Origin of the sequence: Marinomonas aquimarina (assembly GCF_900089755.1) — a bacterium.
Lineage (GTDB): Bacteria > Pseudomonadota > Gammaproteobacteria > Pseudomonadales > Marinomonadaceae > Marinomonas > Marinomonas aquimarina.
Genome location: NZ_FLOC01000001.1, coordinates 273,769 through 298,673 on the forward strand (window position 1 = coordinate 273,769; position 24,905 = coordinate 298,673).

Annotated in this window: 24 protein-coding genes, 1 tRNA gene and 1 pseudogene; 7 read left to right on the plus strand and 19 right to left on the minus strand. The window is 47.4% G+C overall.

Annotated features, from left to right (window positions below; translation table 11 throughout):
* Positions 1-19: 19 nt before the first annotated feature.
* The gene (locus tag MAQ5080_RS01420) at positions 20-952 is read left to right on the plus strand and encodes a hypothetical protein (RefSeq protein ID WP_067204453.1); all 933 of its coding nucleotides are present in this window, start codon (positions 20-22) and stop codon (positions 950-952) included.
* 14 nt (positions 953-966) lie between these two features.
* Here the strand turns inward: MAQ5080_RS01420 and fliS are convergent, their stop codons facing one another.
* The 15 genes from fliS to MAQ5080_RS01495 form a co-directional block, all read right to left on the minus strand.
* Entirely contained in the window at positions 967-1,404 is a 438-nt protein-coding gene (fliS, locus tag MAQ5080_RS01425) for a flagellar export chaperone FliS (protein ID WP_067204457.1), read from the minus strand.
* Between the two features lie 76 nt (positions 1,405-1,480).
* Positions 1,481-3,010, minus strand: coding sequence for an HD-GYP domain-containing protein (locus tag MAQ5080_RS01430; protein WP_067204460.1), 1,530 nt, complete (start codon positions 3,008-3,010; stop codon positions 1,481-1,483).
* Between the two features lie 15 nt (positions 3,011-3,025).
* A complete protein-coding gene (flgL, locus tag MAQ5080_RS01435) occupies positions 3,026-4,240 on the minus strand; it encodes a flagellar hook-associated protein FlgL (protein ID WP_067204464.1) in 1,215 nt (404 codons plus the stop codon).
* A gap of 7 nt (positions 4,241-4,247) precedes the next feature.
* Positions 4,248-6,218 carry a flagellar hook-associated protein FlgK gene (gene flgK, locus MAQ5080_RS01440; RefSeq protein WP_067204467.1) on the minus strand — a complete coding sequence of 657 codons (1,971 nt, stop codon included), beginning with the start codon at positions 6,216-6,218 and terminating at the stop codon, positions 4,248-4,250.
* A gap of 133 nt (positions 6,219-6,351) precedes the next feature.
* Entirely contained in the window at positions 6,352-7,314 is a 963-nt protein-coding gene (flgJ, locus tag MAQ5080_RS01445; protein WP_067204470.1) for a flagellar assembly peptidoglycan hydrolase FlgJ, read from the minus strand.
* A gap of 12 nt (positions 7,315-7,326) precedes the next feature.
* On the minus strand, positions 7,327-8,415 hold the full coding sequence (locus MAQ5080_RS01450) for a flagellar basal body P-ring protein FlgI (protein WP_067204474.1): 1,089 nt from the start codon (positions 8,413-8,415) through the stop codon (positions 7,327-7,329).
* Positions 8,416-8,435: 20 nt separating this feature from the next.
* Positions 8,436-9,095 carry a flagellar basal body L-ring protein FlgH gene (gene flgH, locus MAQ5080_RS01455; protein ID WP_067204477.1) on the minus strand — a complete coding sequence of 220 codons (660 nt, stop codon included), beginning with the start codon at positions 9,093-9,095 and terminating at the stop codon, positions 8,436-8,438.
* 12 nt (positions 9,096-9,107) lie between these two features.
* Positions 9,108-9,893, minus strand: coding sequence for a flagellar basal-body rod protein FlgG (gene flgG, locus MAQ5080_RS01460; RefSeq protein WP_067204480.1), 786 nt, complete (start codon positions 9,891-9,893; stop codon positions 9,108-9,110).
* A 34-nt stretch (positions 9,894-9,927) separates the two neighbouring features.
* Positions 9,928-10,668 carry a flagellar basal-body rod protein FlgF gene (flgF, locus tag MAQ5080_RS01465; protein WP_067204484.1) on the minus strand — a complete coding sequence of 247 codons (741 nt, stop codon included), beginning with the start codon at positions 10,666-10,668 and terminating at the stop codon, positions 9,928-9,930.
* A gap of 133 nt (positions 10,669-10,801) precedes the next feature.
* Entirely contained in the window at positions 10,802-12,484 is a 1,683-nt protein-coding gene (locus MAQ5080_RS01470; RefSeq protein WP_067204487.1) for a flagellar hook-basal body complex protein, read from the minus strand.
* Positions 12,485-12,497: 13 nt separating this feature from the next.
* Entirely contained in the window at positions 12,498-13,208 is a 711-nt protein-coding gene (locus MAQ5080_RS01475; RefSeq protein ID WP_067204491.1) for a flagellar hook assembly protein FlgD, read from the minus strand.
* A gap of 11 nt (positions 13,209-13,219) precedes the next feature.
* The gene (gene flgC, locus MAQ5080_RS01480; RefSeq protein ID WP_067204495.1) at positions 13,220-13,672 is read right to left on the minus strand and encodes a flagellar basal body rod protein FlgC; all 453 of its coding nucleotides are present in this window, start codon (positions 13,670-13,672) and stop codon (positions 13,220-13,222) included.
* Positions 13,672-14,067: a flagellar basal body rod protein FlgB gene (flgB, locus tag MAQ5080_RS01485; protein WP_067204497.1), complete on the minus strand. Its 396-nt coding sequence runs from the start codon at positions 14,065-14,067 to the stop codon at positions 13,672-13,674. The genes flgC and flgB overlap by 1 nt, the downstream gene beginning before the upstream one ends.
* A 190-nt stretch (positions 14,068-14,257) precedes the next feature.
* Entirely contained in the window at positions 14,258-15,091 is an 834-nt protein-coding gene (locus MAQ5080_RS01490) for a CheR family methyltransferase (RefSeq protein ID WP_067204500.1), read from the minus strand.
* Positions 15,092-15,133: 42 nt separating this feature from the next.
* Positions 15,134-16,066 (minus strand): chemotaxis protein CheV, encoded by a 933-nt coding sequence (locus MAQ5080_RS01495; RefSeq protein ID WP_067204503.1) that lies wholly within the window; start codon positions 16,064-16,066, stop codon positions 15,134-15,136.
* A gap of 127 nt (positions 16,067-16,193) precedes the next feature.
* On the opposite strand from MAQ5080_RS01495, the gene flgA reads away from it, so the two are divergent.
* The 4 genes from flgA (at position 16,194) to MAQ5080_RS01515 (ending at position 17,967) form a co-directional block, all read left to right on the plus strand.
* Complete coding sequence (gene flgA, locus MAQ5080_RS01500; protein ID WP_067204507.1) at positions 16,194-16,883, plus strand: flagellar basal body P-ring formation chaperone FlgA; 690 nt, start codon at positions 16,194-16,196, stop codon at positions 16,881-16,883.
* 108 nt (positions 16,884-16,991) lie between these two features.
* Positions 16,992-17,303 carry a flagellar biosynthesis anti-sigma factor FlgM gene (flgM, locus tag MAQ5080_RS01505; RefSeq protein ID WP_067204511.1) on the plus strand — a complete coding sequence of 104 codons (312 nt, stop codon included), beginning with the start codon at positions 16,992-16,994 and terminating at the stop codon, positions 17,301-17,303.
* Between the two features lie 19 nt (positions 17,304-17,322).
* On the plus strand, positions 17,323-17,799 hold the full coding sequence (locus tag MAQ5080_RS01510) for a flagella synthesis protein FlgN (RefSeq protein WP_067204514.1): 477 nt from the start codon (positions 17,323-17,325) through the stop codon (positions 17,797-17,799).
* 92 nt (positions 17,800-17,891) lie between these two features.
* Positions 17,892-17,967: transfer RNA gene (locus tag MAQ5080_RS01515), tRNA-Arg, on the plus strand.
* A gap of 57 nt (positions 17,968-18,024) precedes the next feature.
* Here MAQ5080_RS01515 and MAQ5080_RS17745 read toward each other — a convergent pair.
* Entirely contained in the window at positions 18,025-18,522 is a 498-nt protein-coding gene (locus MAQ5080_RS17745; RefSeq protein ID WP_231870755.1) for a methyl-accepting chemotaxis protein, read from the minus strand.
* A gap of 33 nt (positions 18,523-18,555) precedes the next feature.
* Positions 18,556-19,329, minus strand: a pseudogene (locus MAQ5080_RS17750) (PAS domain-containing protein); the annotation flags it as partial.
* Between the two features lie 355 nt (positions 19,330-19,684).
* Between MAQ5080_RS17750 and MAQ5080_RS01525 the strand changes: the two are divergent.
* Together MAQ5080_RS01525 and MAQ5080_RS01530 are read left to right on the plus strand one after the other, a co-directional pair.
* Positions 19,685-20,902, plus strand: coding sequence for a TIGR03862 family flavoprotein (locus MAQ5080_RS01525; protein ID WP_067204521.1), 1,218 nt, complete (start codon positions 19,685-19,687; stop codon positions 20,900-20,902).
* Positions 20,903-21,049: 147 nt separating this feature from the next.
* Complete coding sequence (locus tag MAQ5080_RS01530; RefSeq protein WP_231870748.1) at positions 21,050-21,499, plus strand: c-type cytochrome; 450 nt, start codon at positions 21,050-21,052, stop codon at positions 21,497-21,499.
* 69 nt (positions 21,500-21,568) lie between these two features.
* Here the strand turns inward: MAQ5080_RS01530 and rep are convergent, their stop codons facing one another.
* Together rep and MAQ5080_RS01540 are read right to left on the minus strand one after the other, a co-directional pair.
* Positions 21,569-23,617, minus strand: a complete 2,049-nt coding sequence (gene rep, locus MAQ5080_RS01535; protein ID WP_067204524.1) for a DNA helicase Rep — start codon at positions 23,615-23,617, stop codon at positions 21,569-21,571.
* A 150-nt stretch (positions 23,618-23,767) separates the two neighbouring features.
* Positions 23,768-24,673, minus strand: coding sequence for a bile acid:sodium symporter family protein (locus tag MAQ5080_RS01540; protein ID WP_067204526.1), 906 nt, complete (start codon positions 24,671-24,673; stop codon positions 23,768-23,770).
* Positions 24,674-24,905 lie beyond the last annotated feature (232 nt).

Genomic DNA, 24,905 nt, shown 5'->3' on the forward strand with positions numbered 1-24,905 from the left:
ATCAAGGCAGCGAACACACATGAAAGAGATCAAGCTAACAAGCATCTGGCAAGCGTCCGAACATAATGCCTTCACCGATCTAACCCGCTTCAATGAAGCTTGGTGGTGCACCTTTAGAGAAGCCGAGTCGCATAACTCTACTGATGGCACCTTGAGACTCCTAAAAAGCAGTGATGGAAGTCGTTGGCAAGATATGGGCTGCCTTCGCATTGACAACGCAGACCTTCGCGACCCGAAACTTAGCGTCTCCCCAAGCAATCAACTGATACTGATTGCAACGGCGTATTACACAAACGCCGATCCCAAATATCGCCAAACCTTCGCGTGGCGCAATAAGCAGGGAGAATGGTCAGAGCCAACGCCAATTGCAGAGCAAAGCCATTGGCTATGGCGCATCACCTGGCATCAAGATAAAGCTTACGGCCTCGCCTATGGCACTAGACCCAAAAATGGGCTGCACTGGTACGAAATATCCCCTTCGCTAGACTCTTATAAGAGCCGGCGCGTGACAGAGTTCGACGGTAATTATGTCAATGAGCATGGATTGGTCTTCGATGAACAAGGGACCGCATACTGTTTATTACGCAGAGATATTACGCCACCGGAAAGCTCTACTGGCTTATTGGGAACATCAAAGCCACCTTACGATCAATGGCAATGGCAGGACCTGGGATTCAGAATAGGTGGTCCAGAGTTAGTATGGGCGCCCGATAAGAAGACATTATTAGCAGGCTATCGTCGGCACGAAGATCCAAGCCAGTGGCTCCCCCAATGGACAGAGATAGCGGAGTTATCTTTGGCTGGTAAAGTGTTGCAGTCAATTCATTTGGAATCTGGAGGGGATTGCAGTTACCCAGGGTTAGCGCTTGATCAGCAAACCCTGAAGGCAGTCTATTATTCCAGCCATGACGGGCACTGCAAAATTTATTGTTCAGATATAGAAATGGGCTAATATGCCCACCAGAATTATTCGGAAACAGCAGCTTGTCTTTCCTGACGCATCTGCTCAGAGAGCTGCTTATCCTCTTCACTGATTTGATCCCACGCAGACTTGATCGTCAGCATCAGTTTGATCACTTCGTCTAACTTCTCAACATTCATAGTGACACTGGCTTCTGCAATCAGGCCAATCATATATTCATATAAAGAGTCTAGATTATCGCAAAGCTCAGGGTTCACTTCGCGATCTAAGGCACCGCGCAAGGCATTAATAATCGCAGAGGCACGCGACAGCGCTTCCGCCTTACCTTCGATATCACGACGCTCGATGTAGCCTTTACCTTGTGCAGTCTTTTCTAATACACCCTGCATAAGAAGCTGAATCACGCGGTGAGGAGTCGCTTCTGTCAAATCCGCACTGATAGAGTCACGCTTATAAGCCTGAATGCCTTTTTTTGCATACATAAAAAAACCACCTACTAAAAAATAAAGCTCTTATAGGTTATCGACCAATACTGAGAAAGTTTAGAACAATTTAAGGCTAAATATTCAAATGATGCCCGAAGGTGAGGCCATAGTCCGATGGCAGCACGTTATTGACGATCCGAATCTCGCTATTGCGATCGATCGCCAGATCAATGGGCGCAATAAAACTCTTAGAAGACAGGCTGTAGACTTGCCGGACTAACGCTGGCTGCTGCTGGCTATTAAGCGTTAGCACAAACCCTAAGCGGCCATTACTCAACTCAACGCAGGTTCCCACCGGCACCATCCCCAAACTCTGCTTAAATATGGCCAATAACTTACTGTCAAAGGCTAAACCCGCTTCTTTGGACATTTTCTGCAGCGCATTACTTGGCGTCAAAGGCGGCTTATGAGGCTGTTCAGAGGTGAGTGAATCGTAGGCATCAACAATGGCACCGATATAACCATAGACGCTGATTTCACGATCAGCTTTGCCTTGTGGGTAGCCCGCTCCGTCAGGGCGCTCATGATGCTCCCAGAGCATTTGATAAATGACTTTCGGCACTTTCCCTGAGCTGGCTAAAATGGCTTCACCAAATTGCAGATGCTTCCGGGTAAGCTGAAACTCTGCGTCCGTTAACTTACCCGTCTTTTTCGTCATCGCATCAGGGAGCTTAAAACGCCCTAGATCAAACAGTAACGCTCCCATACTAATGACTTGGACATAACGCGCATCCAGCTTGAGCGCTTTTGTCAAATGGCAAGCAAGGATAGCGCAGCCCACACTGTGTTGCGCCACATAAGCATCACTGTCTTGAATATGTCTCACCACTAATAAGGCATAGGGATTACGGTCATAAGAGTCACTGAGCTTCTGACAAAAACTGGCAAACTTTGGCAACTCTAACGATTTACCTGTCAGGACAGCATTCACTTCCTCAACAATCAAACCGACCCCTTGCCCCATTAAGGATAAGGCCGTTTCAATCTCTTTTGTGAAGGCGACCGGCTCGATCTTTTTTGCTATGTCAGAGGCTTTCGACGTTTCCACAGGCACGTCCACTGGCGTTGCTTCAGCACTCGCAGGCTCAGCCTTCAATTCACCTTCCGCATCCAACTTCCCCTCTTTGTAACTGAGCACATAATCTCGGGTGTTGTCATTTAAGGTCTGACGCAAGTACTGATAGAGGCTTTTCCCCTTGGCATAAAACTCTCGTGGCAGCTTGGCGATTTCTTCACTGCTTTTCAGATGTTTGATACTGACGATTGATTTCCCCATCGCCAATGAAAAGCAGATCAGAATAAACTTTTCTTCGGCCTCATAACGTCGCTCATAATCGCTACGCCCCATATTCAGGTCTTGGCAAGCCGCGTCATAGGATAAGAATTTGCTATTTAAGAAGGGTTTTAACTCGGAAAGAAGCACCTGACGAATGGCGATACTGACAATACGATGTTTACGACCGTGCTTTTTAACCAAACTGACCACTCGATCACTTTTGAGTATCCGCTCCTTGACCCCAAGCACATCCATCAAGTCAAAAACATTGAAGTAGGCAAAGTCGACATTCGTACCATACAAGCTTAAAACATCAAACTTTGCCATCTAGACCCCTTACGACTAAAGCGAATTAAATAGAGATAAAGAACTGACTCGCTGAAACAACAATTGCGAAGCCTGTAAAGCGGTCTCAGTTAACTGCAGTTCAGTCGTGGCCTCATAAACATTCAAACCACCAATATTATCCTGGGCGGTTTGGTTAAAGATTTTTTTCGCAGAACTGTACTCGGTACGATTCTCAATGGTGTTGAGTCGCGCTCCCACGGAAGAGGAAGCCGTCGCCATGCTGTCTTGGGTATTCTCAATGCTGGTAAAAGCATCCAGTAACGCTTCTTCTTTTTGACCGGAGGTCAAGTTAGGGTCACGTAAGGCGTCGATCGCCCCTTGCACCTGATTGAGCACATTATCACGCGTTGGCTGATCCAAACTGAAGTCAACAGTACTGCCCGCAGCCCCAGTTAAGGTGAATTCCATACCATTAAAGGTAAACGGCTCACCAGGTTGATAACTTCCTGTGGCAATGACACCAGAGCTATCTGAGATTTCAAATTGACCGGCACCGGGTGACTCGGTCACTAACTGAAAATCATTTAAGGCAGGGGTCACAGCACTGTAGTTATCTTCTAGAAACGCATCAAACGCGGCTTGATCAGAGACACGATAACTCAGCGTAGCGGTGCCAGCACTGGTCGCTGCGGCAAAGTTATTACGTGTCCAAGCATCCTGAAAGATCTTTTTGCCCGAGTCATTGGTCGCGATAGAGATGTTGTCCCCTATCTGGGCATTTCGCTGTGCTTCATCGCCATTGTATTGATATTGGCCATTGGCATCTTTAATAAAAGCCGGCGAGCTGGCATTGGTGCCCGCAAACACATACTTGCCGTTCGAGTCCTGTGAATTCATCAGGTCTGACATGGAATGCAGTAAGTTTTCCATCTCTTCGGCAATGGTATCGAGATCCGCCTGCGAGTTGGCACCATTTTGACTCTGAATCATCAATACATTAATGGAGTCTAATGTGGTGTTCATGCTTTGCAGTGCGACCGACTCATACTCCAAGGCATTGGTCGCCAGCGACATATTATCTTCGTACTGCTCAAGTAATTTACTGTCCGCATCGTAGCGCATCAGCTGACCTGCGCCATTGGGGTCGTCACTTGGGCGCACGATATCAGATTGCTCAGCAATCTTTTCTTGGACTTTTAAATAGCGCTCATTGGCTTTCGCCATAGAGAGGGCTGACTGATTATAAATAAGGTTAGAAGTGACTCGCATGACTTACCTACCTCAACGCGCCAATCAGCGTTGAAAATGTGTTTTGTGCCGCCGATAAAACTTGTGCGGAGGCTGTATATGATTGTTGGTAACGCAGTAAATTCACGGCCTCTTCATCCAAGCTCACTGCCGAGACCTGATCACGTGCCGCCAGCGATTGATTCATCACCACCTCACTGGCACTTGAATTAGTCTTCAAGGAAGCCGTTAAACTGCCCACTTCCGTGACCAGCGAGGAGAAGGCCGTAGAGAAAGAGCGCACACCACCGACAGTGGCCTGATTCTGCAAATCTGCTAACTTTAAACCATTAAAATTGTCCGACTCACCAGTATCGTTAAAAGCAATCGAGAAAGAGTCGCCGAGCTCTGGCGCACCGTCTAGACTGATATCAAATCCAGCGCTTGTGGCTAAACCAAATTGCTCGAGAATATTGCTGTAATCTGTGATCACCGCCGGCGTATTAATAGGTACACCTGAACCACTACCATCGAAGATCTCAACCTCTCCGCTGGCGTTGATCGCAATACTCTGAGGGGCACTCACATCCAACGTTTTATTAGCTGTGAAGGCACTGGTATTTGTATCCGTAACACTCGCCACAGAAATAGAAACATCAGAGAGGTTGGCAGCATTACTAGATACCGCGATTGGCGCTGCCATGGCAAAATCATCACCAGAGCGAGCACTTAAGCGCAATGACGAAGCAGCATCTTTAGTCGGCGTAAATTCGAAGCGATCACCTGTGCTGTAGTCTGCTAAGCCGCCAAAGCTAATGTCCACCCCATAACCAGGAACAGAAATCGGTTCTCCCAGCGGTGAAGCCGTAATATCAATAACATCCGACTCATTGCTGATACGGCCATCTAAATCGTAGGTTACCAGTTGGAACTCAGTTGCCGAGGTCATGACCAATTCGTAAGTGTCTGTCGACACTTCATCAGACGCTCCAGGGGTAACACGCACAGAAATATCTGCGGCAGGGTTGGCATTATTTTCATTCGCTACCGTTTTAATGCTGTCGGTAGCAAACAAGTTAATCCCCAAATCTTGATTAACATCCAACCCCAATTTATTTTGTTCGTTCATGGTGTCAGCAAGCACCAAGGCTTGCTGCCCCAACATGCGCTCAGCACTGCTCACGAACTCATCCCGAAAGGCAATCAGCCCCCCCATTGAACCACCCAGCTCGTCAGTCGGAATAGCCACTTCGTAACGACCGAAGCTCAGTTCCACACCTAGCTCGCCGTCAGGATTTTTTGGGTCGGAGGTCAATGCCAGCTCATTGTTATTACTCTGTAAAACCAGCGGCTGACCTGACGCTAAGTTCACCGTCATCAGTTTATGGTCATCGTACTGCACTTTGACATCAAGATAACCAGACAACTCCTTGACTAACTGTTCTTGCTGATCGCGCAACTCATTGGCTGAGTTCTTAGTCGTCGATTCCAGTTTAAAAATCTGGGCGTTTAGAGAGGCAATCTGATCAGTAATATTATTGATGGATTCAACGTTGTTGCTAATCTCATCACTGGCGAGCTCTCGTTGGTTCGACACATAATCAGCAATTTCATTGTACTGTGCCGCCAGTTCTCTAAACGTGGAATAAGCATGAGCACGAGCAGAACTGTCCGTCGGATCGCTGTTCACATTTTGCAGTGAGCTAAAAGCGGTATCCAAATAATTACTAATAGAGACACTCTCGTCGCCCATCACAGAATCAAACGAAGTCATCATCGAGTGATAGCTGTCGTAGAAGTTGTGTTTTGACGTATCACTCCACACCTGCTGATTAACGTACTGGTTGATAATGCGACTGGTGTCTTGCACCAAGACACCACCACCAGATCGACTTACTGTCGCCGTAGATTGGCGGCTATAGCCTTCTGTATCAACGTTTGCTGTGTTTTGACCAGTCGTCGTTATGCGCGCCGTACTCGACTGCAACCCCGACAAACCAATGGAATAAAGACTAGCCATGCGATCAACCTCTCAAATATCAAAACGCGACTGCGTATACCTTTATATCGTCAGTTGATGCAATTACTTTACCAAAAAGAAGTTTTTCCCTTAATGAATTTAAGGGAATTGTAGAGAAATATGTAACGCCTTGTTATAGAAGGGTTTTAAACCATTTACTGGAAAGGATATTAGAAATTTTATCGGCATAGTTAGGGTCGGTCGCATAGCCGCCTTGCTGCAGATAAGCGGCAAACATTGCCGCATCGTCCCCGGCTTGCAGGGCATTTTGGTACCGTTCACTGGCTTTTAAAAAGTCAGCGTAATCATCAAAACTCTGCGCGAAAGAGTCATACGCCCTAAACGCGGCTTTCTCTTGCTGTGCGACGCCATTACGAAACTCCAGCGTGTTGACTAAGGTACGATCCCCCGACCAACGCTGATCCGCTTTAATACCAAACAAGTTATAGCTTGGCGAGCCATCATTTTTAGCCATTGGGTATTTGCCCCAGCCCGTCTCCAGCGCAGCTTGAGCAAGAATAGCTCTTGGGTCCACCCCTAGTTTTTCACCAGCTTTTTGCGCATGGGGCCAAAGAGTCTCAACAAAACTATCAGGCGTTTCAAAGGCCACATCCTGAGCCGATATAGAGGCTTTTTCCGCCAAGCTCTGGGTTGTCTCCGCTAACTCCTCAGCCGCCTTCTTGGTCACGCCTCTGACTTGCGCCATATCCAATACAGAAAGACGTCTGAGAAAATCCTGCTCGGAGCCCTCGTCGCTGTCTAGATTAGCTGAAGAAGAGGATGCCCCCACACCTTGCCCCTGCAATTGACGCACTAGGGATTCGGCTAAACCAATACCGCCAGCCCCAGCTAAAGATTGCGCCAACTGGGTATCCATCATCTCGGTATACTGCTTAGTCTGGGCACTATCAAACAGTCCGCCGCCAATGTTCTCATTGGCCTGACGCATGTTCTTAAACATCATATTGATGAAGATTGCTTCAAACTCTTGAGCGACCTTCTTCAGCGCCACGTCGGGGTCTTGCTGGGCTTGACGCTTCAAATCGGCTAACGAGTTGAAGTCCGCGAAAAAGGCATTATTATCAATACGACTCATAATTCCTCCAGCTTAGATCACCACAAGGTCTGCATTTAATGCACCGGCTTGCTTTAAGCCTTCTAAAATCGCCATCACATCGCCAGGGGCAGCGCCGACCTGATTTACCGCACGAACAATGTCATTGAGTGAGGCCCCTTGAGTGAAGACAAACATATGACCGCTTTCTTCATCGGTCTCAATTTCTTGACGCGGTGCCAGCTCTTGACCTGCACCAGGCAGAATATCGGGCTGACCGACTTCTGGGTTAGATTTAATCGTCACCGTTAAACTGCCATGGGTCACGGCCGCTGGCGACACGGTCACATCTTGACCAATGATAATGGTACCAGTACGCGAGTTCACCACGATCTTAGCCCGTTCGCGGCCAAGCTCGACTTCGAGATTTTCCAGTATCGAGAGAAACGTCACACGCTGAGAAGGATCACGGGGCGCGGACACACGCACCGAGGTGGCATCAAGGGATTGCGCCACACCTGGGCCCAATAGGCCGTTAATTTTATCCGCGACCTGCTTGGCTGTCGTAAAGTCAGGGCGATTAAGGTTAAAGGTTAAGGTATCACCACGGTTAAAACTGGTCGGCACCGCCTTTTCAACGCTGGCACCATTGGGAATTCGCGCCACCGTTGGTACCGCAATCGACTGCCGAGAACCATCGGCACCACCAACCCCTAAACCACCGACCACCAAGTTACCTTGGGCAATGGCATACACCTGCCCGTCAGCACCCTTCAGAGCAGATAACAACAAAGTACCACCACGTAACGAGCTGGCATTGCCCAACGAAGACACGGTCACATCAATGGTCTGACCAGGTTTTGAGAAAGGAGGCAGAGTCGCCGTTAACGATACCGCAGCCACGTTATCGGCATCAGTACTGGCACCATCTGGCAAGTTGATGCCGAACTGGTTCAACATACTGATAAAGCTTTGATTAGTGAAATCCGTGTCATCACCGGTACCATTCAGACCGATCACCAAACCATAGCCAAACAATTGGTTGTCACGCACCCCCTCAACACTGGCGATGTCTTTTAAACGCTCAGCGCTGACCACGCTGCTCAAGATCATTAAAAAGAACGCTAGGAAGAAGGTTTTCATGACGCAAGACTCTTAATTAATTAAAACGGCCACCAACTGGTATTTAACGCTCGAGTTAGCCAGCCCTGCTCACTGCCAGTTGCCAGTTCACCAGTCCCTGAATAGGCAATTCGAGCATCCGCTAAGCGAGTGGACTCCACCGTGTTAGCAGAGCTTATATCTTCCTCGCGCACAAGACCAGACAGACGAATGTATTCCTGACCTCGATTTAAGGTAATCCACTTCTCACCACGTACCGCTAACAAGCCATTTGGGTACACTTCATACACGGTCACCGTAATACTGCCGTTTAGACTGTTACTTTGGTTGGCATTGGCATTGCCGGAAAAATCACTGTTCATACCGGGCAAGTCGGTATCTAGCCCAATTGGAATCCCTAAGATAGTCGGGTTCTGAATGGTCGCAGAAGAAGACTTGGACACCGAAGCGGCATTGGTTTTGGTTGAGGTGGTATTCTCCGCCAAAGTGACCGTTAAAATATCCCCGACCTGACGCGCTTTTTTATCACCAAAAAACACATCGCCCATGCCAGCTTGATAAATACTGCCATCACTCGTCTGAGTGTATTGCACTGCCGGCTGAATCACAGGCGCATAATAAGGGTCATCAGATACTGGCGCTGGCTCAACCGCTGCACAGCCCACTAACACCAAAGGAAACAATGCCAATAAGTAACGCATAAACACTACTCTTTATAATTGTTGGTTAACGAAGCTCAACATACCATCTGCCGCAGAGATCACTTTTGAGTTCATTTCATAGGCACGCTGAGTAGTAATCATATTCACCAACTCTTCGATGGAGTTCACGTTAGACGACTCCAGCATACCTTGACTTAAGTAACCTAAACCATCTTGCCCTGGGACCCCAACAATTGGCGCACCGCTGGCAGTGGTCTCTCCGTATAGGTTGCTGCCCATAAAGTGCAAACCGGTTGGGTTAATAAAGTTTGCGATCGTCAACGCACCCACTTCTTCCATATCGGTTTGCCCTGCTCGCAACACGGATACAACACCGTCTTCGGCAATATTGATCTGCACCACATCCGAATCGATAGTGATACCAGGATCCAGTAGCAAACCACTCGAATCCACTAGGTCACCTTGACTGTTTAATTGGAACTGCCCGTCACGGGTATAAGCAATACTGCCATCTGGCTGAACCACTTGGAAGAAGCCCCCGCCCTGAATCGCCACATCAAGCTGACGGTCGGTAATATTGTAATCACCCACTTCAAAGTTCTTTTGTGTCCCTGTGACACGAACACCTGCGCCCATCTGTAAACCAGATGGTAGCTCTGTATTTTGAGACGACAGACCGCCTGGTGCACGCAATGTTTGATACATTAAGTTTTCAAACACGGCACGATCTTTTTTGAAGGCCGTGGTAGACACGTTGGCCAAGTTGTTTGAGATAGTGGACAGTTGCTTGTCCATTGCTGACAAACCTGTTTTTGCAACCCATAACGCTGAATGCATATCCTACTCCTAATCTCTTTTAGTCAACGAGCACTTAGCTACGTTGTAAAATTCGTGCTGATGCGTTTTCGTTCTCACGCACCGTATTCATAACTTTGATGTTCATTTCAAAACGACGAGACAACTCCATAATATTGGTCATCTCTTCCACCGCATTGACATTACTGCCTTCTAGAAAGCCGGACAGCACTTGGACATTATTATTAGCCTCTAACATCTCGCCATTTTTAGTGCGCATCAGGCCATCCTCACCTTTCACCAGACTTTCAGGCTCCGCCGACACCAATTTAATGCGATTCAAGGCCGCCATCTGGGTACCGTCGCCACCTTGAGGGATAATCGAGATTGTGCCGTCTTCACTGATGGCCATTTGATCTAGAGGCGGTAAAAAGATCGGACCCGCCGCTCCGACCACAGGCAAACCAGTTCCTGTCACCAGCTGCCCCGCTACGGTTAATTGCAGATCTCCTGCGCGGGTGTATACCTCTTGGCCAGAGCCATCCAATGCGGTAATAAAACCATCGCCTTGTACCGCAATGTCCATATCACGGCCGGTTTGCTGCAACGGCCCTTGCTCAAAGCTGGTACCAGGGTTCTCGGTCATGGCATAGACTCGAGACGGGTAATAATCGCCATTGACCTGCATAGAGCGAGCCTGTTCAAAGTCAGAGCGAAATCCAGTGGTGGCAACGTTCGCAAGGTTATTGGCATGAATGGCTTGGGCATTCATCACCTGCGTGCCACCACTCATGGCTAAATAAAGCGCTCTATCCATACTCGAACCTCATTGGCAAACTTATAAACCGTTATTAGAGATTGTGTAACAAATAGCGTGCCAAGTTTTAGGAGTAAATTTCAGACACAAAAAAGCCCAGCTAAAGAGCTGGGCTTTGCCATCAACGATTTGCTTAACGTAGGTTAATAATCGTCTGTGTTACAGTGTTTTCGGTCTCTAGCGTCTTAGAGTTCGCCTGATAGTTACGCTGAGCCTCGATCAATGCCACCAACTCCTCGGTCAAATCCACATTCGACTCTTCTAAAGCGCCCCCTTGGATGCTACCAAAGGTACCAGTATTCGGTCTGCCGATATTTGCCGCTCCAGAGTCAGAACTTGCCACCCAGGAAGTATCACCCGCTGGCGTTAAACCATCCACGTTATCAAAGTTGGCTAAAGCAATCTGACCTAATACGGCAGTTTGTTGGTTGGTGTAACTCGCAATCAATAAACCATCTTCATCAAAGCTTACCCCTTGCAGTTCACCCGCCGAGAAACCATCTTGGCTAAATGTATCGGAGCTTGATAGCGCATATTGAGTCGATTCGCCCAGATCAATATCCAAGGTTGCGGAAGCATCAGTTGGATCCCAACCAGTAATACTAAGCTGAACAGGGTTTGCCACCCCATAAGGAGGGTAATTAGTATATGACCCGGTAATATTACCTTGAGCATCAAACTGCACTACCGTATCTTCAGCCAAAAACGGCTCATCTTGGTTAGTTCCAGCATCAAAATAAGTAGATTCACCATCTACGGTAACCTTCATTTCCCAAGTATTATTTTCACCTTGCTTAATAAAATAATAACCAATGGTATGCTCTTCACCCAATGCATCATATACGGTATTAGTGTTGCCATAGGTATACGTTGCAGGATCTGTTGGATCAAACGCTTTGCGAGCAAAATTATCGGGATCTATAATCCCCGCTACCGCCAAGTTAGAACCAGCAAGAGTATCGCCATTGGCAAAAGTACCAGATACAGGACCAATAGGAGCGGTTGTACCAATATTCCCTACCTGCGGCTCAGCTGCGCCAACGTAAATCGGTTCAAAAGCTATGCCTGATACACTGCCTGCCTCATCATCAAATGTTACAAACTGATCAGTGTTAAGCCATGGAACACCATTATCATCTTCTAATTCACCATCTACCGTAGCATAAACTTGATAAGTATTAGGTGACTCAGATTTAGCATAGTAATACGTTACTGCATGGGTATTACCACCACTGTCCGTTACGTTTTCCGTTTGCGTAAAAGTATATGTCTCTGGGTCACCTGGCTCAAATGTTGCGGCAATATATGGAGGGACGTCATCTAAGCGAGAATCAAGGTTCGTTTCAATGGTCAGCTCTGTACTCGCCTCAGGCGCAATACGCTCGGTTGGCACCACAAGGTCTTCAAGGCTACCACCAATAATGCCATTTACGGCATTGTAGCCTTGCACATAAGCACCATCATTGGTGACCAAGTTACCTTCTTCGTTAAGCTTAAAATCCCCAGCTCGAGTATAGGCCTGAGTACCACCTACATCAATAACAAAGAAGCCAGTACCATCTACCGCAAGGTCTAAGTTGTTATCCGTGTAGGAAATATTACCGGCAGAGAACTCTTGCGCGATATTGTTCACACTGACACCACTACCGATAGTATTACTACTGCCGGCACCGATAACGTTGGTGTTGTACAGGTCACCAAATTCAACGCGTGATTTTTTAAAACCCGTGGTATCCGAGTTGGCAATGTTATTACCCGTTGTGCTGAGAAAGTCAGCGGATGCTTTGATACCAGAAAGTGCTGTATTAAAACCCATAATTTTTCTCCCGCTAACCTACAATATCAAGTTTGTCAGACAATGGCAGCTTACCGTAGTTGGCTACATTCAAAGTGGATCCTTCGCTACCGTTAATGGTAACACCGTTAATTCTTGCTGGGGTTAAAACACTCAACTGAGTGATCTCTCCTTCTGCATTCGTTGATGTGGCTCTAAAGGTATACATACCACTTGGCACCATATTACCGTTGCCATCTGTACCATCCCACTGAAACTCTTCATCAGTTAGCGTAATCTTATCGACCACTTGCCCCGCACTGTTGGTGATTTGCAGTTCATTCTTCACCGCATCACTGGCAAAGGATGTCTTCAACATGGTTGGATTACCTTCCGCCACCGCTGCCGAGTCCTGCTCCACATAGACATACTGGCCAACCAAGGTCGATGCCGTCAACGCCTGACTTGAAATCAAGGAGTTAGACAAGTTTTCCATTTCATCCGACATTTTAGTCAGACGCTCAAGCGAACTAAATTCCGCCATCTGCGACACCATATCGCCAGAGTCTTGTGGCTTAGTCGGGTCTTGGTTTTTCAGCTGCTCAATATAAAGACGCATAAATACGTCCTGATTAGCTAAACCATCAGCACTTTCCGTGCTGGCACCCGCCGTATTGTTACCAACGCCAGTTTTTGCTTTTGCCTGTTCTGTACCGTACTGGGAAATCAGTCCAGATAGTGCCGAGTTAGTATTGATATCAGCCATCACTCACCCCCTCAGGCTTGGCCTAAGGTCAACATTTTCTGCATCATACTTTTTGCAGAGTTCATAATTTCAACGTTGGTTTGAAACGAGCGCGATGCAGACATCATATCGGCCATCTCTTCCACCGGGTTCACATTCGGGTAAAACACATACCCTTCTTCATTTGCCATCGGGCTGTTTGGCTCATAACGTGGCTGCAGTGGCGCATCCGATTCAATAATCCCTGCCACATGCACGCCTAAACCAGAACCGCCTTCCAACACATCATCAGAAGCATTCCAACCACGCTCACGCAGTGCGTCGGTCATCATTTGCTCAAATACTGGCTTACGCGCACGATAGGTTTGGTCCGCTGAACTGGCGATACTGTCCGCATTGGCAATGTTCGAAGCCACGGTATTCAAACGCACCGTCTGAGCACTCAGCGCTGACCCGGAAATGGCAAAAATATTATTCAATGACATTATTGTCCTCCAGACAGCGCTTTCTTCATGCCGCTGATCTTTCTATTCAAAAGCATAAAACTGGTATCGTATTGCATAGAGTTCTGTGCGAATTCGGCTTGTTCACGCTGCATATCCACGGTATTGCCGTCCAACGAAGGCTGAGTTGGATTGCGATACATCAACTCATCCCCTACCGCCACAGAACTTTGTGCATCGATATGTTGATCGTCGCTCCCTGCCAACGACAAGCGATCTCTTTCTGCAGACAACATCGACTCAAACGAGATATCACGCGCTTTGTAATTCGGTGTATCGGCGTTGGCAATATTGTTTGCTAACACAGACGCGCGCGCGGTACGGAGCATCAACATTTGATCGTGCCCAGCAAACGCATCTTTGAAAGAAATCGACATACATTCCTCATTATCAATCGAACAGTTTCTATTCAGATCTTATTAAAGCAAATACAGTGCCAAATAATAAAAACCATATTTTTCAATAACTTAAATTACAAAAAAGCAAAAAGTGGCAATAGGCGGCAAACAAAAAAAACGGCAACTTATATAAGTTGCCGTTTTTTTAACACACCGGAGTCCATCGCCATTATTTTGCTTTATAAACAATCCCTGGATGACACTGAACAATTTCAAACATGGAGGACAAACCGCTCAAGGCTTCCGAGCCTCCTAGGAATAGATACCCACCAGGGTTGAGGGAGGCATGCATGCGTTTCAAAATGTCTAGCTTCATTTCAGCGGTAAAATAAATCAGCACATTACGGCAAAAAATCACATCAAATTTCCCTAAGGAGGAAAATGAGTCGATCAAATTCAGATGACGAAACTCAACACGTGAAGCAATACTTGGCTTCACCTTCCAAGTTGTCGCGCTCAATTTATCAAAATAGCGGTTTTGATTATCGGGAGTTAGACCACGGGCAATTGCCAAGCTATCGTACTCAGCCTGCTTCGCATGCTTGAGAATATTAGTACAGATATCCGTAGCGATAATACGTTCACCAGGCTTGAGTTTACCAGGCTTAGACTGCTTGAATGCTTCTAACACCATGCTGATCGAGTAAGGCTCTTGACCAGTCGATGATGCCGCCGACCAAATACGCAGCGGACGCTTGTCGTATTGTGGCAGAATCATATCTTTCAAAATTTTGAACGGATGGGCATCACGAAACCACAAAGTTTCATTTGTGGTCATTGCATTGATCACTTCTTCCCTTAATTTAGAAGTACGACCACCTCGCTCAAGCGCATCCACCAGCTCCTCTATCTTGACGAACTTTTCACGCTCCAACAGCTTCCCAAGACGACTGGCAACCAAATATTGCTTATTGTCGCTCAAAGAAATGCCGCTTTCTTTGACCAGGTACTTACGAAAACGATCGTACCCCTGTGGCGAGATAGTATTCGAACTACTCAGCATTCATGCTCCTTAGCGCAGCCATTAACTTAACCAGCTTAACGATTAAGCTTCTTCTGTTGCTGCAACCGTCTCAATTGCGATACGCGCCAATTCGTCCGGCTGGAATTTCGCCAAGAATCCGTCCGCGCCCACCTTCTTCACCATGGCTTCGTTAAACACACCACTTAGGGAAGTATGCAGCAAGATAAACAAATCCTGCAAACGACTGTCATTACGAATCGCCGTTGTCAGAGTATAACCATCCATTTCAGGCATCTCGATGTCTGAGATCACCATAGAGAAATGTTCCGTCACATCGACCCCATCAGCGACTAAGTTTTCTAGGTAAGTTAACGCTTCCTTACCATCGCATAGCACAGTGGTGGCAAAGCCCACATCTTCCATACAACGCTTGATCTGCTTACGTGCCACAGATGAGTCATCGACGATTAAAATATGATGCTGCTTGGCATTCTCTTGCACATCGTCCGTTACGATACCAGCGGAAATATTTTGTCGCGTAGGCGCCACTTCCGACAGAATCTGCTCAACGTCAATGATTTCCACCATCTCTTTGTCCACCTGACACACCGCTGTCAAGTAGTTGTCATTCGAAAGACCTTTTGGAGGTGGCTGGATGTCACTCCAGTTCATGTTCACAATACGTTCGACGCCACGCACCAAGAAACCTTGAATGCGGCGGTTGTACTCAGTAATGATCACAAAGCAGTGTTCAATGTTTTCAATCGGGCTAGCACCGGTCGCCAACCCCAAGTCCAAAATTGGAATCGTACCGCCACGAATGTGCGCCACGCCTCGAACCACTGGACTGCTGTGCGGCATACTGGTCAGCTTAGGACACTGCAGCACTTCTTTGACTTTAAAAACGTTAATGCCGTAGATCTGCTTGCCATTCAAGCGGAAAAGCAATAATTCAAGACGGTTTTCTCCGACGAGTTGGGTTCGCTGGTTTACGCTCTCGAGAACTCCGGCCATAAAAGCCTCCTAAAAATATGCGCTCTAAAAACAGGGAGAAGCCCTATTGTTATGAAAATCCCTCATCAAATGATAGAGTGATTCTGGTGTTTTTACTAACCCAAGTCGACATCCTTGGAGATTACCGATGGGTCACGTCAAGCTTCTGACCATATTACTCTTTTTTCTTTCTAGTTGGAGTAGTGCGTCACAAATAGAAACTCAAATAGAACAATTTATTCAACAGGTTGAGCTGAAACGATTACAAAACATCTATCCTAACGCACGAATTGGTGTCACCGTGCAAAATAAAGTGGCCCTAGATTACCTGCCACAATGCCATCAAGCGATCTCGATTGAGAACCAGCGCCCTGAAGCAGTCAACCGCACCAGCTACGCACTGAGCTGTGAAGACCCCGTGTGGAAGTCCTATGTACCGGTTGAACAAAGCATTTTGATTGAAGGTATTAAAGCCATTACACCTATTTCCCGTGGCGAGCGCATCACGAAGCAGAATACCGACATTGGGGAAATTGATCTCGCTACCTTGAGGGGCCACCTATACACCAGCGCTAATCCCCCCTATGGGTTAGTCGCATCGCGCAATATTCGCATCAATCACTACATTACCGACCAAGTCACCGAGCTGCCAGACCTGATCAAAAAAGGCAGTAACGTACTGATCACCGCCCAGAGCAATAGTATTGTGGTCAGAATGAACGGCGTCGCTTTAGAAGATGGCGTAAAAGGCGAGCAAATTCGTGTACAAAACGTCAGTTCTGGTCGAATTGTATACGGAAAAGTTGTCAGTGATGGCGAGGTTTTAGTAAACTACTAGGTAATAGCGACTTGCTATCTTCAGTTAAAAATAGTTGAAAATATTTTCTAAAGTTTCAACGCGCGTGACCGATAACTGAGTTAGCGGACTAATTCTGGAGGCAAGCACATGGCAATTAACATCTCAGGTGTTGGTACACAACCGACCCTTTCATCGACCAAAAACGATCGCGTCAAAAATGACGAAGCGAGTAACGCATCAGCCAACACTGGTGTGAACAACAAAGAAGGGTTGTCTGATGACACAGTGCAACTAAGCAGTGTGGCTCAGTCTCTACAGGTCAAAAGCTCTGACTCAGAAGCGAGTGTTGACATGGATAAAGTAGAACAAATTAAACAAGCAATTGCCGCCGGCGAGTACAAAATCGACACGGATAAGCTCGCAAGCAATATGATGGCAATGGATGAGTTGTTTAGCTAATTAATCACTAGCTCTCGTTATGATCCCGCTTGCCCCCCTCCTTACCCAGATCAAAGAGAACCTCGAACAGCTGTCCGAGGTTTTGTTACGAGAGCGCACAGCCCTAGCAACGGCTACTCCCGATGATATCCTCCAGCTCGCTTCAGAGAAAAAAACGCTACTAGACAACATCGATGCGGCCAATGCCAAACGCCAAAGCATGTTGATCAAATTTGGTATTTTAGACGCCAAGAACCCTTCCGATGAGGACTTTTTCAAATGGCTTGATAAGCAGCCAAACCTTGATGAAGTAAAAGGATTGGTCAGTGAATGCAACGGCCTACTAGATCGCTGCAAACGTGAAAATAACACCAATGCTCAGATCCTTGCGACGCTACAAAAACGCAATAAAGAGATGTTTGAAATGCTGCAAGGACACAACCGCAAGAATAAAGTCTACACCTCTTCTGGTGGCACTCGCCCTATTAGCAGCAAGCACACCCTCGGCCGCGCCTAACCCTGATCTTTCAATAAACTCCATATAAAACAGTGATCTAGCCAGGCATTAGGTTGGTATCTAAAGCACGAATTGGTATACTCTGTGGGTCAGTCTCCATAGGTAAACGGGATATACCTGCCGCCTCCTAAGCGGCTATTCCAGGTTCGAGTCCTGGTGGAGACGCCAGAGACATAAAAAAGCCGCTCATTGCTAGCGGCTTTTTTAGTTTTTGTGGCCGCTTATCTAAGGCCGCATTTCTTCCACCATAGATACAAGCTGCTCGACACCACGCTTTACTTCCTCAAGCCCTGACGACACATTGTTAATGCCTTCTTGGCCCACTGCAGCGATTCCTGAAACGGACGTTAATGAGGTATCAATCTGCTTAATCAGTTCATGGTTAAGTTCAACCACTTTGGAGATTTCAGCGGTCGCCACCGAGGTGTTATTGGCCAACTGACGCACTTCATCGGCCACCACAGAAAAGCCACGTCCAGCATCCCCTGCTCGCGCCGCTTCAATGGCGGCATTTAATGCCAGTAAATTAGTCTGATCGGCGATGGTTCGAATGGTCACGACAATGTCGGCAATATTCTTAAACTGCTCCATCAACTGTACCCCGACACTTGATGCCTGGCCCACTTGCTCGGCAATGGTCTCTGAAGTATCAACCGCCTCACTCAACACTTGCACCGCATTACTGGTTATTTGACTGGTTTGCTCTGAGGTCGCTGCTGCCATGTCGACCGCATTCAGCGCGACCGTCACTCGTTCAGTGATATCTGAGGCAAACTTCACCACTTGAAACACCTTACCCTCTTCATCAAGTATGGGGTTATAGGTCGCTTGTAACCACAATACCTTGCCGTGGCGATCAAGGCGTTTATAGCGGCCTTTAGACAACTCACCATTGGATAGCTTTTGCCAAAAGTCGGGGTTGTGACGATAGAAGTCATCGTCACAAAAGATTTTATGATGTTGGCCTACGATCTCTTCGCGTCGATAGCCCACTGTGTTGAGGAAGTTTTGGTTGGCATCAATAATAGTGCCATCAGGCTCAAATTTGATCACCGCTTGAGAACGGTCTAAGGCATCCAAAATGGCATTTTGTGAGCGCAACTCATTCTGAGTAGCAGTGACATCGGAGCAAATTTTGATAACCTCAACGACTCGGCCTTGCTCGTCTTTAACGGGAAAATAATTGGCCTCTAGATAGACCTTTTCACCGCTCTTTTTCAGCCGCGTAAACTTACCAGAAGCAGATTCTCCCGCCGCAAGGTTGGACCAGAAATGACGATACTGCTCGCTAACGACCTGGCTCGGCGGACAAAATATTTTATGATGCTTACCAACCACCTCATCCAGCTGGTATCCCACTACAGATAAAAACAGATCATTTGCATTGAGGATATGCCCATTGGGGTCAAAACTAATAAAAGGCATATAAGCGCGAATGGCCTCTAAGTCACGACGCAGAGAGCAAAGCTCGTCCAGATCAGCCACTAGCTGATTATCCTTATTTCCCTTAAAAAACATACCCGCCCCCATTTCTCTTCCGTATCTCAATCCATAAGCAAGGCTTATCAATCTATTCTTCTAGTGTGCACCACCCACAACACAGCATTGTTAAATTAGGTAAGCAACTGACGACTGTTAGCGTTATTTTTTGTTGCCCGATCTAATGAAGTGCACTTTTAATGCATAATAAAACTTTAACTCATATCATTGTTTTATATCTAAGCAAATTGCAAGATTTGGCTTTCAAAATTTCAGCTACAACAACGATACATTACTAAACGCCACCTAGTGGCCGCCATTTCGCGCGCGAAACGACCATAAGGGTGGCAGTTTTAGCGTAATTCGCTATCATGCCGCCTTTGTTATTTAAGATAGAGAACATTGAGTGAAACAAGTCATCGTTATAGGCGCAGGACCAGCCGGCTTAATGGCTGCCGAAGTGATTCAAGCCGCCGGCCATCAAGTACATGTTTATGATGCGATGCCCAGTGCTTGCCGTAAGTTTTTGTTGGCGGGTATTGGCGGTATGAACATTACTCACTCAGAGCCCTACAACGATTTCATTACACGCTACTACGATAAAGCCAAGTGGCTTGCCCCCTCTATCCAAGCGTTTAATGCAGACGCTCTGCGCCAATGGATTCACGACCTTGGTATTGACACCTTTGTCGGTACTTCAGGTCGCGTCTTTCCAGAAAAGATGAAAGCTGCACCGTTACTGCGGAATTGGCTGAAACGCCTAAAAGACGCAGGCGTCGAGTTTCATATGCGCCATAAATTGATCGCCCTAGACGGCTTGCAAGCAACATTCAATTACGAAGGCTTAGATAAAAGCAAAAGCGCTGACGCGATTGTCTTAGCGCTGGGCGGCGCCAGCTGGCCTAAGCTTGGCTCAGATGGTAAATGGGTGGGCTTCTTAGCACGTCAAGGCGTTGATATTACGCCTCTAGAGAGCACGAACTGTGGCTTCCACAGCCATTGGAGTGAGCACTTACAAACCAAACTTGCCGGCGCGCCACTGAAAGGCGTGAGCTTTTCTATGAAACTTCCTGACGGCAGCTTAATGGAGCAAAAGGGCGAGTGTATCGTCACCCGTGATGGTATGGAGGGTAGCCTGATTTATGCATTCTCCAAGCATTTACGTGACGCCATCAATGTTCGTGGTGAAGGCAAATTGACCATTGATTTACTACCGGATCTAAGCCGTGAGCAACTAATATTAAAGCTTAGCAACACGAAGGCAAAAGAGTCGCTAGCGAAGTATCTCAAACGCACCATTAAACTCGATAGCATCAAATCGGCTCTGCTTTATGAGGCCTACCAGAAAGAAGACTTTGATACGCCACAAAAGCTGGCCCGTTGCCTGAAATCCATCCCTGTGTCTTTCTATAAAACCAAGCCCCTCGATGAAGTCATCTCCACTGCAGGTGGCATTAGCCAAGCAAGCGTCAATCAGCATTTTATGCTGAAAAAGATCCCAGGCGTATTTTGTGCGGGCGAAATGTTGGACTGGGAAGCGCCAACGGGTGGCTACCTACTGACTGCGTGTTTCGCCACCGGACGCACTGCCGCTGAGGGTGTTTGTCGCTTACTGGCAGACTAAGCAAGTTAAAAAGAAGGCACATTTTTTGACCTAGAGCGGTGTTTGTCCAAATTTCATGCTAATTTGGTTTCGACGGATTTCCCCTCTGGGTATACTCCCGCCAATCAAATATTTAACTTGCCTAACTTTGGATCGAGGAAAAACATAGTGAGCTCGCTGATCAAATCTATTCATCGCAAACTGTTTACTCTAATCAGCATTGCAGGCTTTTCTGCAGTAATGAGTTCATCGGTTAGCGCTATTGGACAAACCCCTGACGACATCGCGGCTCGTATTGCTCCGATTGGTAATGTATGTGTGGCAGGCGAAGAATGTGAAGTGGCCTCCGCTGCCGCAGTTGCTTCGAACGATGGCCCACGCTCAGGGGAAGCGGTTTACAATCAATTCTGTACCGCATGTCACTCAGTGGGTGTGGCAGGCGCACCAAAACTAGGTAGTGCAAGCGATTGGGCCCCTCGTGTTGCCAACGGCTTTGATTCCTTGATGAGCAATGCTATCAATGGCCTCAATGCCATGCCACCGCGCGGTACTTGTTCAACCTGTAGCGATGATGAAATTCAAGCTGCCATCGAATACATGCTCGACAACAGCAAGTAATTCGTCACTTTAGACAGATATAAAAAATGGAGACCTAGGTCTCCATTTTTTATATCTACTCACTGCACCTTACGAATTCAGCATGGCTTTTAAGGCTGACAAAGACGCTTTACCACGCTCTTTCTTTTGCGCATCACTCTCGTCGCCGCGCCCTTCCCACACCAGATCATCCTCCGGTAATTCGTCTAAGAAGCGGCTCGGCAAACAATCAATTTCTTCACCAAACTGACGGCGCTTGGCCGCCATAGTGATGCAGAGGGTGCGCTTTGCCCGAGTGATGCCGACATAGGCTAGACGGCGCTCTTCTTCGATATCATCGTTTTCAATGCTGTTACGGTGCGGCAGCAATTCCTCCTCACAACCGATCAAGAACACATGGGGATACTCCAAGCCTTTGGAAGCATGCAAGGTCAGCAGCTGAACTTTATCCTCGTCCTCTTCTTCCTCTTGACGCTCCAGCATGTCGATCAGCAAGAGTTTCGAAATGGCGTGATCAAGCCCCGCATCGGCGTCTTCCTCCCAAGCACTTTCCATCATGCGCTGAATCGACTCAATCAAGAAGCGTACGTTTTCAATCCGTTTCTCCGCCGCTTTTGGCGAGCTGGCTTGATCCTGTAACCAGCCGAAATAATCCATATCGTGAATCATTTGTTCGATCACGGGGATGGGCGAACCTTTTAATAAACGTTGACGCAAGGCCTGAATCCAAGATTCAAACTCACGCAAACGCAGCAACGGCTTAGCGGTAACGGTTTCATCCAGTGCTTTATCGCCCGCCGCCTCAAATAGGCTCACATGCAATTGATTGGCAAGGTTACCGACTTTCTCCAAGGTCGCCGGGCCAATTTCACGACGTGGCAAGTTAATCACGCGCAAAAAGGCATTGTCGTCATCAGGGTTCACCAATAACCGCAAATAGCCCATCAAATCTTTGATTTCCGCGCGCGAGAAAAACGACGAGCCACCGTTCATTTTGTAAGGAATACGATAGGCCTGTAACTTGATCTCTAACAGACGCGCTTGGTGGTTACCACGGTAAAGTATGGCGAAGTCTTGATAAGGGATATTATGGCGTAAATGGCGCGCCTGAATCTCCGCCGCGACGCGTTCCGCTTCCGCATCTTCATTACGTGTGACCATGACGCGAATCGGGTCACCGATACCTAAATCAGACCACAACGCTTTATCATACACGTGCGGGTTATTGGCGATCAGAGTGTTGGCCGCTTTTAGAATGGTGCGCGTAGAGCGATAGTTCTGCTCCAGCTTCACCAGTTTTAAATTGGGGTAATCAACAGACAAGCGTTCTAAGTTTTCTGGGCGGGCGCCACGCCAGGCATAGATCGACTGATCATCGTCGCCAACCAAGGTAAAACAACGACGATCACCAGCAAGGATCCGGATCAACTCGTATTGGCTCGCATTGGTGTCCTGACACTCATCCACTAACAGGTAGCGCACTTTGCGTTGCCACTTGTCACGCAACATCTGGTCCGAGATTAATAAACTGACCGGCAATAAAATTAGATCGTCAAAATCGACTGCGTTGTAAGCACGGATGTAACGCTGATACTGGCAATAGACTTGTGCCGCCAGTTGCAGCTCTTCCGTGTCCGCTTGCGTCAAAGCTTCCTGTGGCGGAGTCAGATCGTTCTTCCAATTGGAAATGGTGTGCTGACAAAAACCCGCGGCATCCATTTGGCCATTGAATTCTTTGTCCAAGATCTCTTTCACGAGAGCTAACGCGTCTTGCGCATCAAACAGGGTAAAGCCTTCCTTTAAACCGGCTTTGCGAAACTCTTTGCGCAAGATATTCAACCCCAGTGTGTGGAAAGTCGAAATGCTCAGACCACGGCTTTCCTCCTTACTCAACATGCCCACCACACGCTCTTTCATCTCGCGGGCCGCTTTATTGGTAAAGGTAACAGCAACGATATTGTTGGCTTTGAAACCACAGGTTTGAATCAAATAAGCAATCTTGGTGGTGATTACACTGGTTTTACCGGAGCCAGCACCAGCCAGTACCAGCAGTGGCCCATCAATTTGCTTCACCGCCTCAAGCTGCCGCTCGTTTAGAGTGCGCATACGCTGGGAAATAGAAGGTAAAGACTGACTCATTGGTGGTCACCAGAAATTCGAAAATAGGGGCGTATTCTACACCAGTTACCGATCCGTGTTGATAAGCAGATGATCTCTAATCAGACAAATTTGCATAAACAAAAACGGGCCACAATAGTGACCCGTTTTGTAGAAAACTAGCGATTAAAATCATTCTTTAACTGGCTTTTTGCTCCAATAACTCGCCAATAGCGAGCCAGAAATATTGTGCCAAACACTGAAAATCGAGCCAGGCAGCGCCGCTGCAGGGGTAAAGAATTTAATCGCCAATGCAGAGGCTAAGCCAGAGTTCTGCAGGCCTACTTCAAAGGCGATAGTACGGCAAACCTTCTTATCAAAGCCCAGCATGGCAGTGACCCAGTAACCTAGCGTTAGGCCAATGGCATTATGAATTACCACTGCGGCCGCGACCAATAGTCCCACAGAGGCAATCTTACCTGCACTCAATGCCACCACGATGGCAATGATCAAGACAATGGCAAACATGGAGACATACGGTAGTAGCGGTTCTAGTTTACGGGTAAAGCCGTGGGCGACGGTATTCAACAGCACACCAATGGCGACCGGTACTAGAACAATTTTTACCAAGCTTAAGAGCATGGAACTCACTGGAACATCCACCGAAGTACCAATCATCCAAGAGACCAATAATGGCGTTAATACCACGCCCAATAAAGTAGAAATCGCTGTCATCGAAATCGACAAGGCGGTATCGCCTTTGGCGAGATAACACATCACATTAGAGGATGTACCGCCGGCCACACTGCCCACTAGCAACATGCCCACGGTCAGCTCACTATCAAAGCCAAACAGGGTTGCAATCAGTAGCGCCGTAATTGGCATCACTAGAAATTGAAGTAGCACACCCACGCCCACGGCTTTGGTGTTTTTACCGACTTTCTTAAAGTCTTTAGGACTAAGCGTTAAGCCCATGGCCAACATAATAGTCATCAGTAAAGGCAAGATATAGCCTTTTAGATCGATGAACATTAAGGGCTGAAAATAGGCTAACACGGACAATAACAGTGCCCACAGCGGGAAGAGCTGGATGATCATGAAGGGACTCCCAATCGTTATTATTAGTCCACGCAGACGCTCAGTTTGATAGACTGACCACAGTCTCTGCGCGGGAGCGCTAGTGTACAGGCAGAGACATTCCTTCAGCAGCGCACAGTACCTGTCTTCCCCTGTTTATCCTTAATATGACACGCCTAAAAACCCATTAGGTCGCCTGGGTACACTCACTAACCACGCCCTAAACTTGCTACTTGGATAATCTGCAACCCAA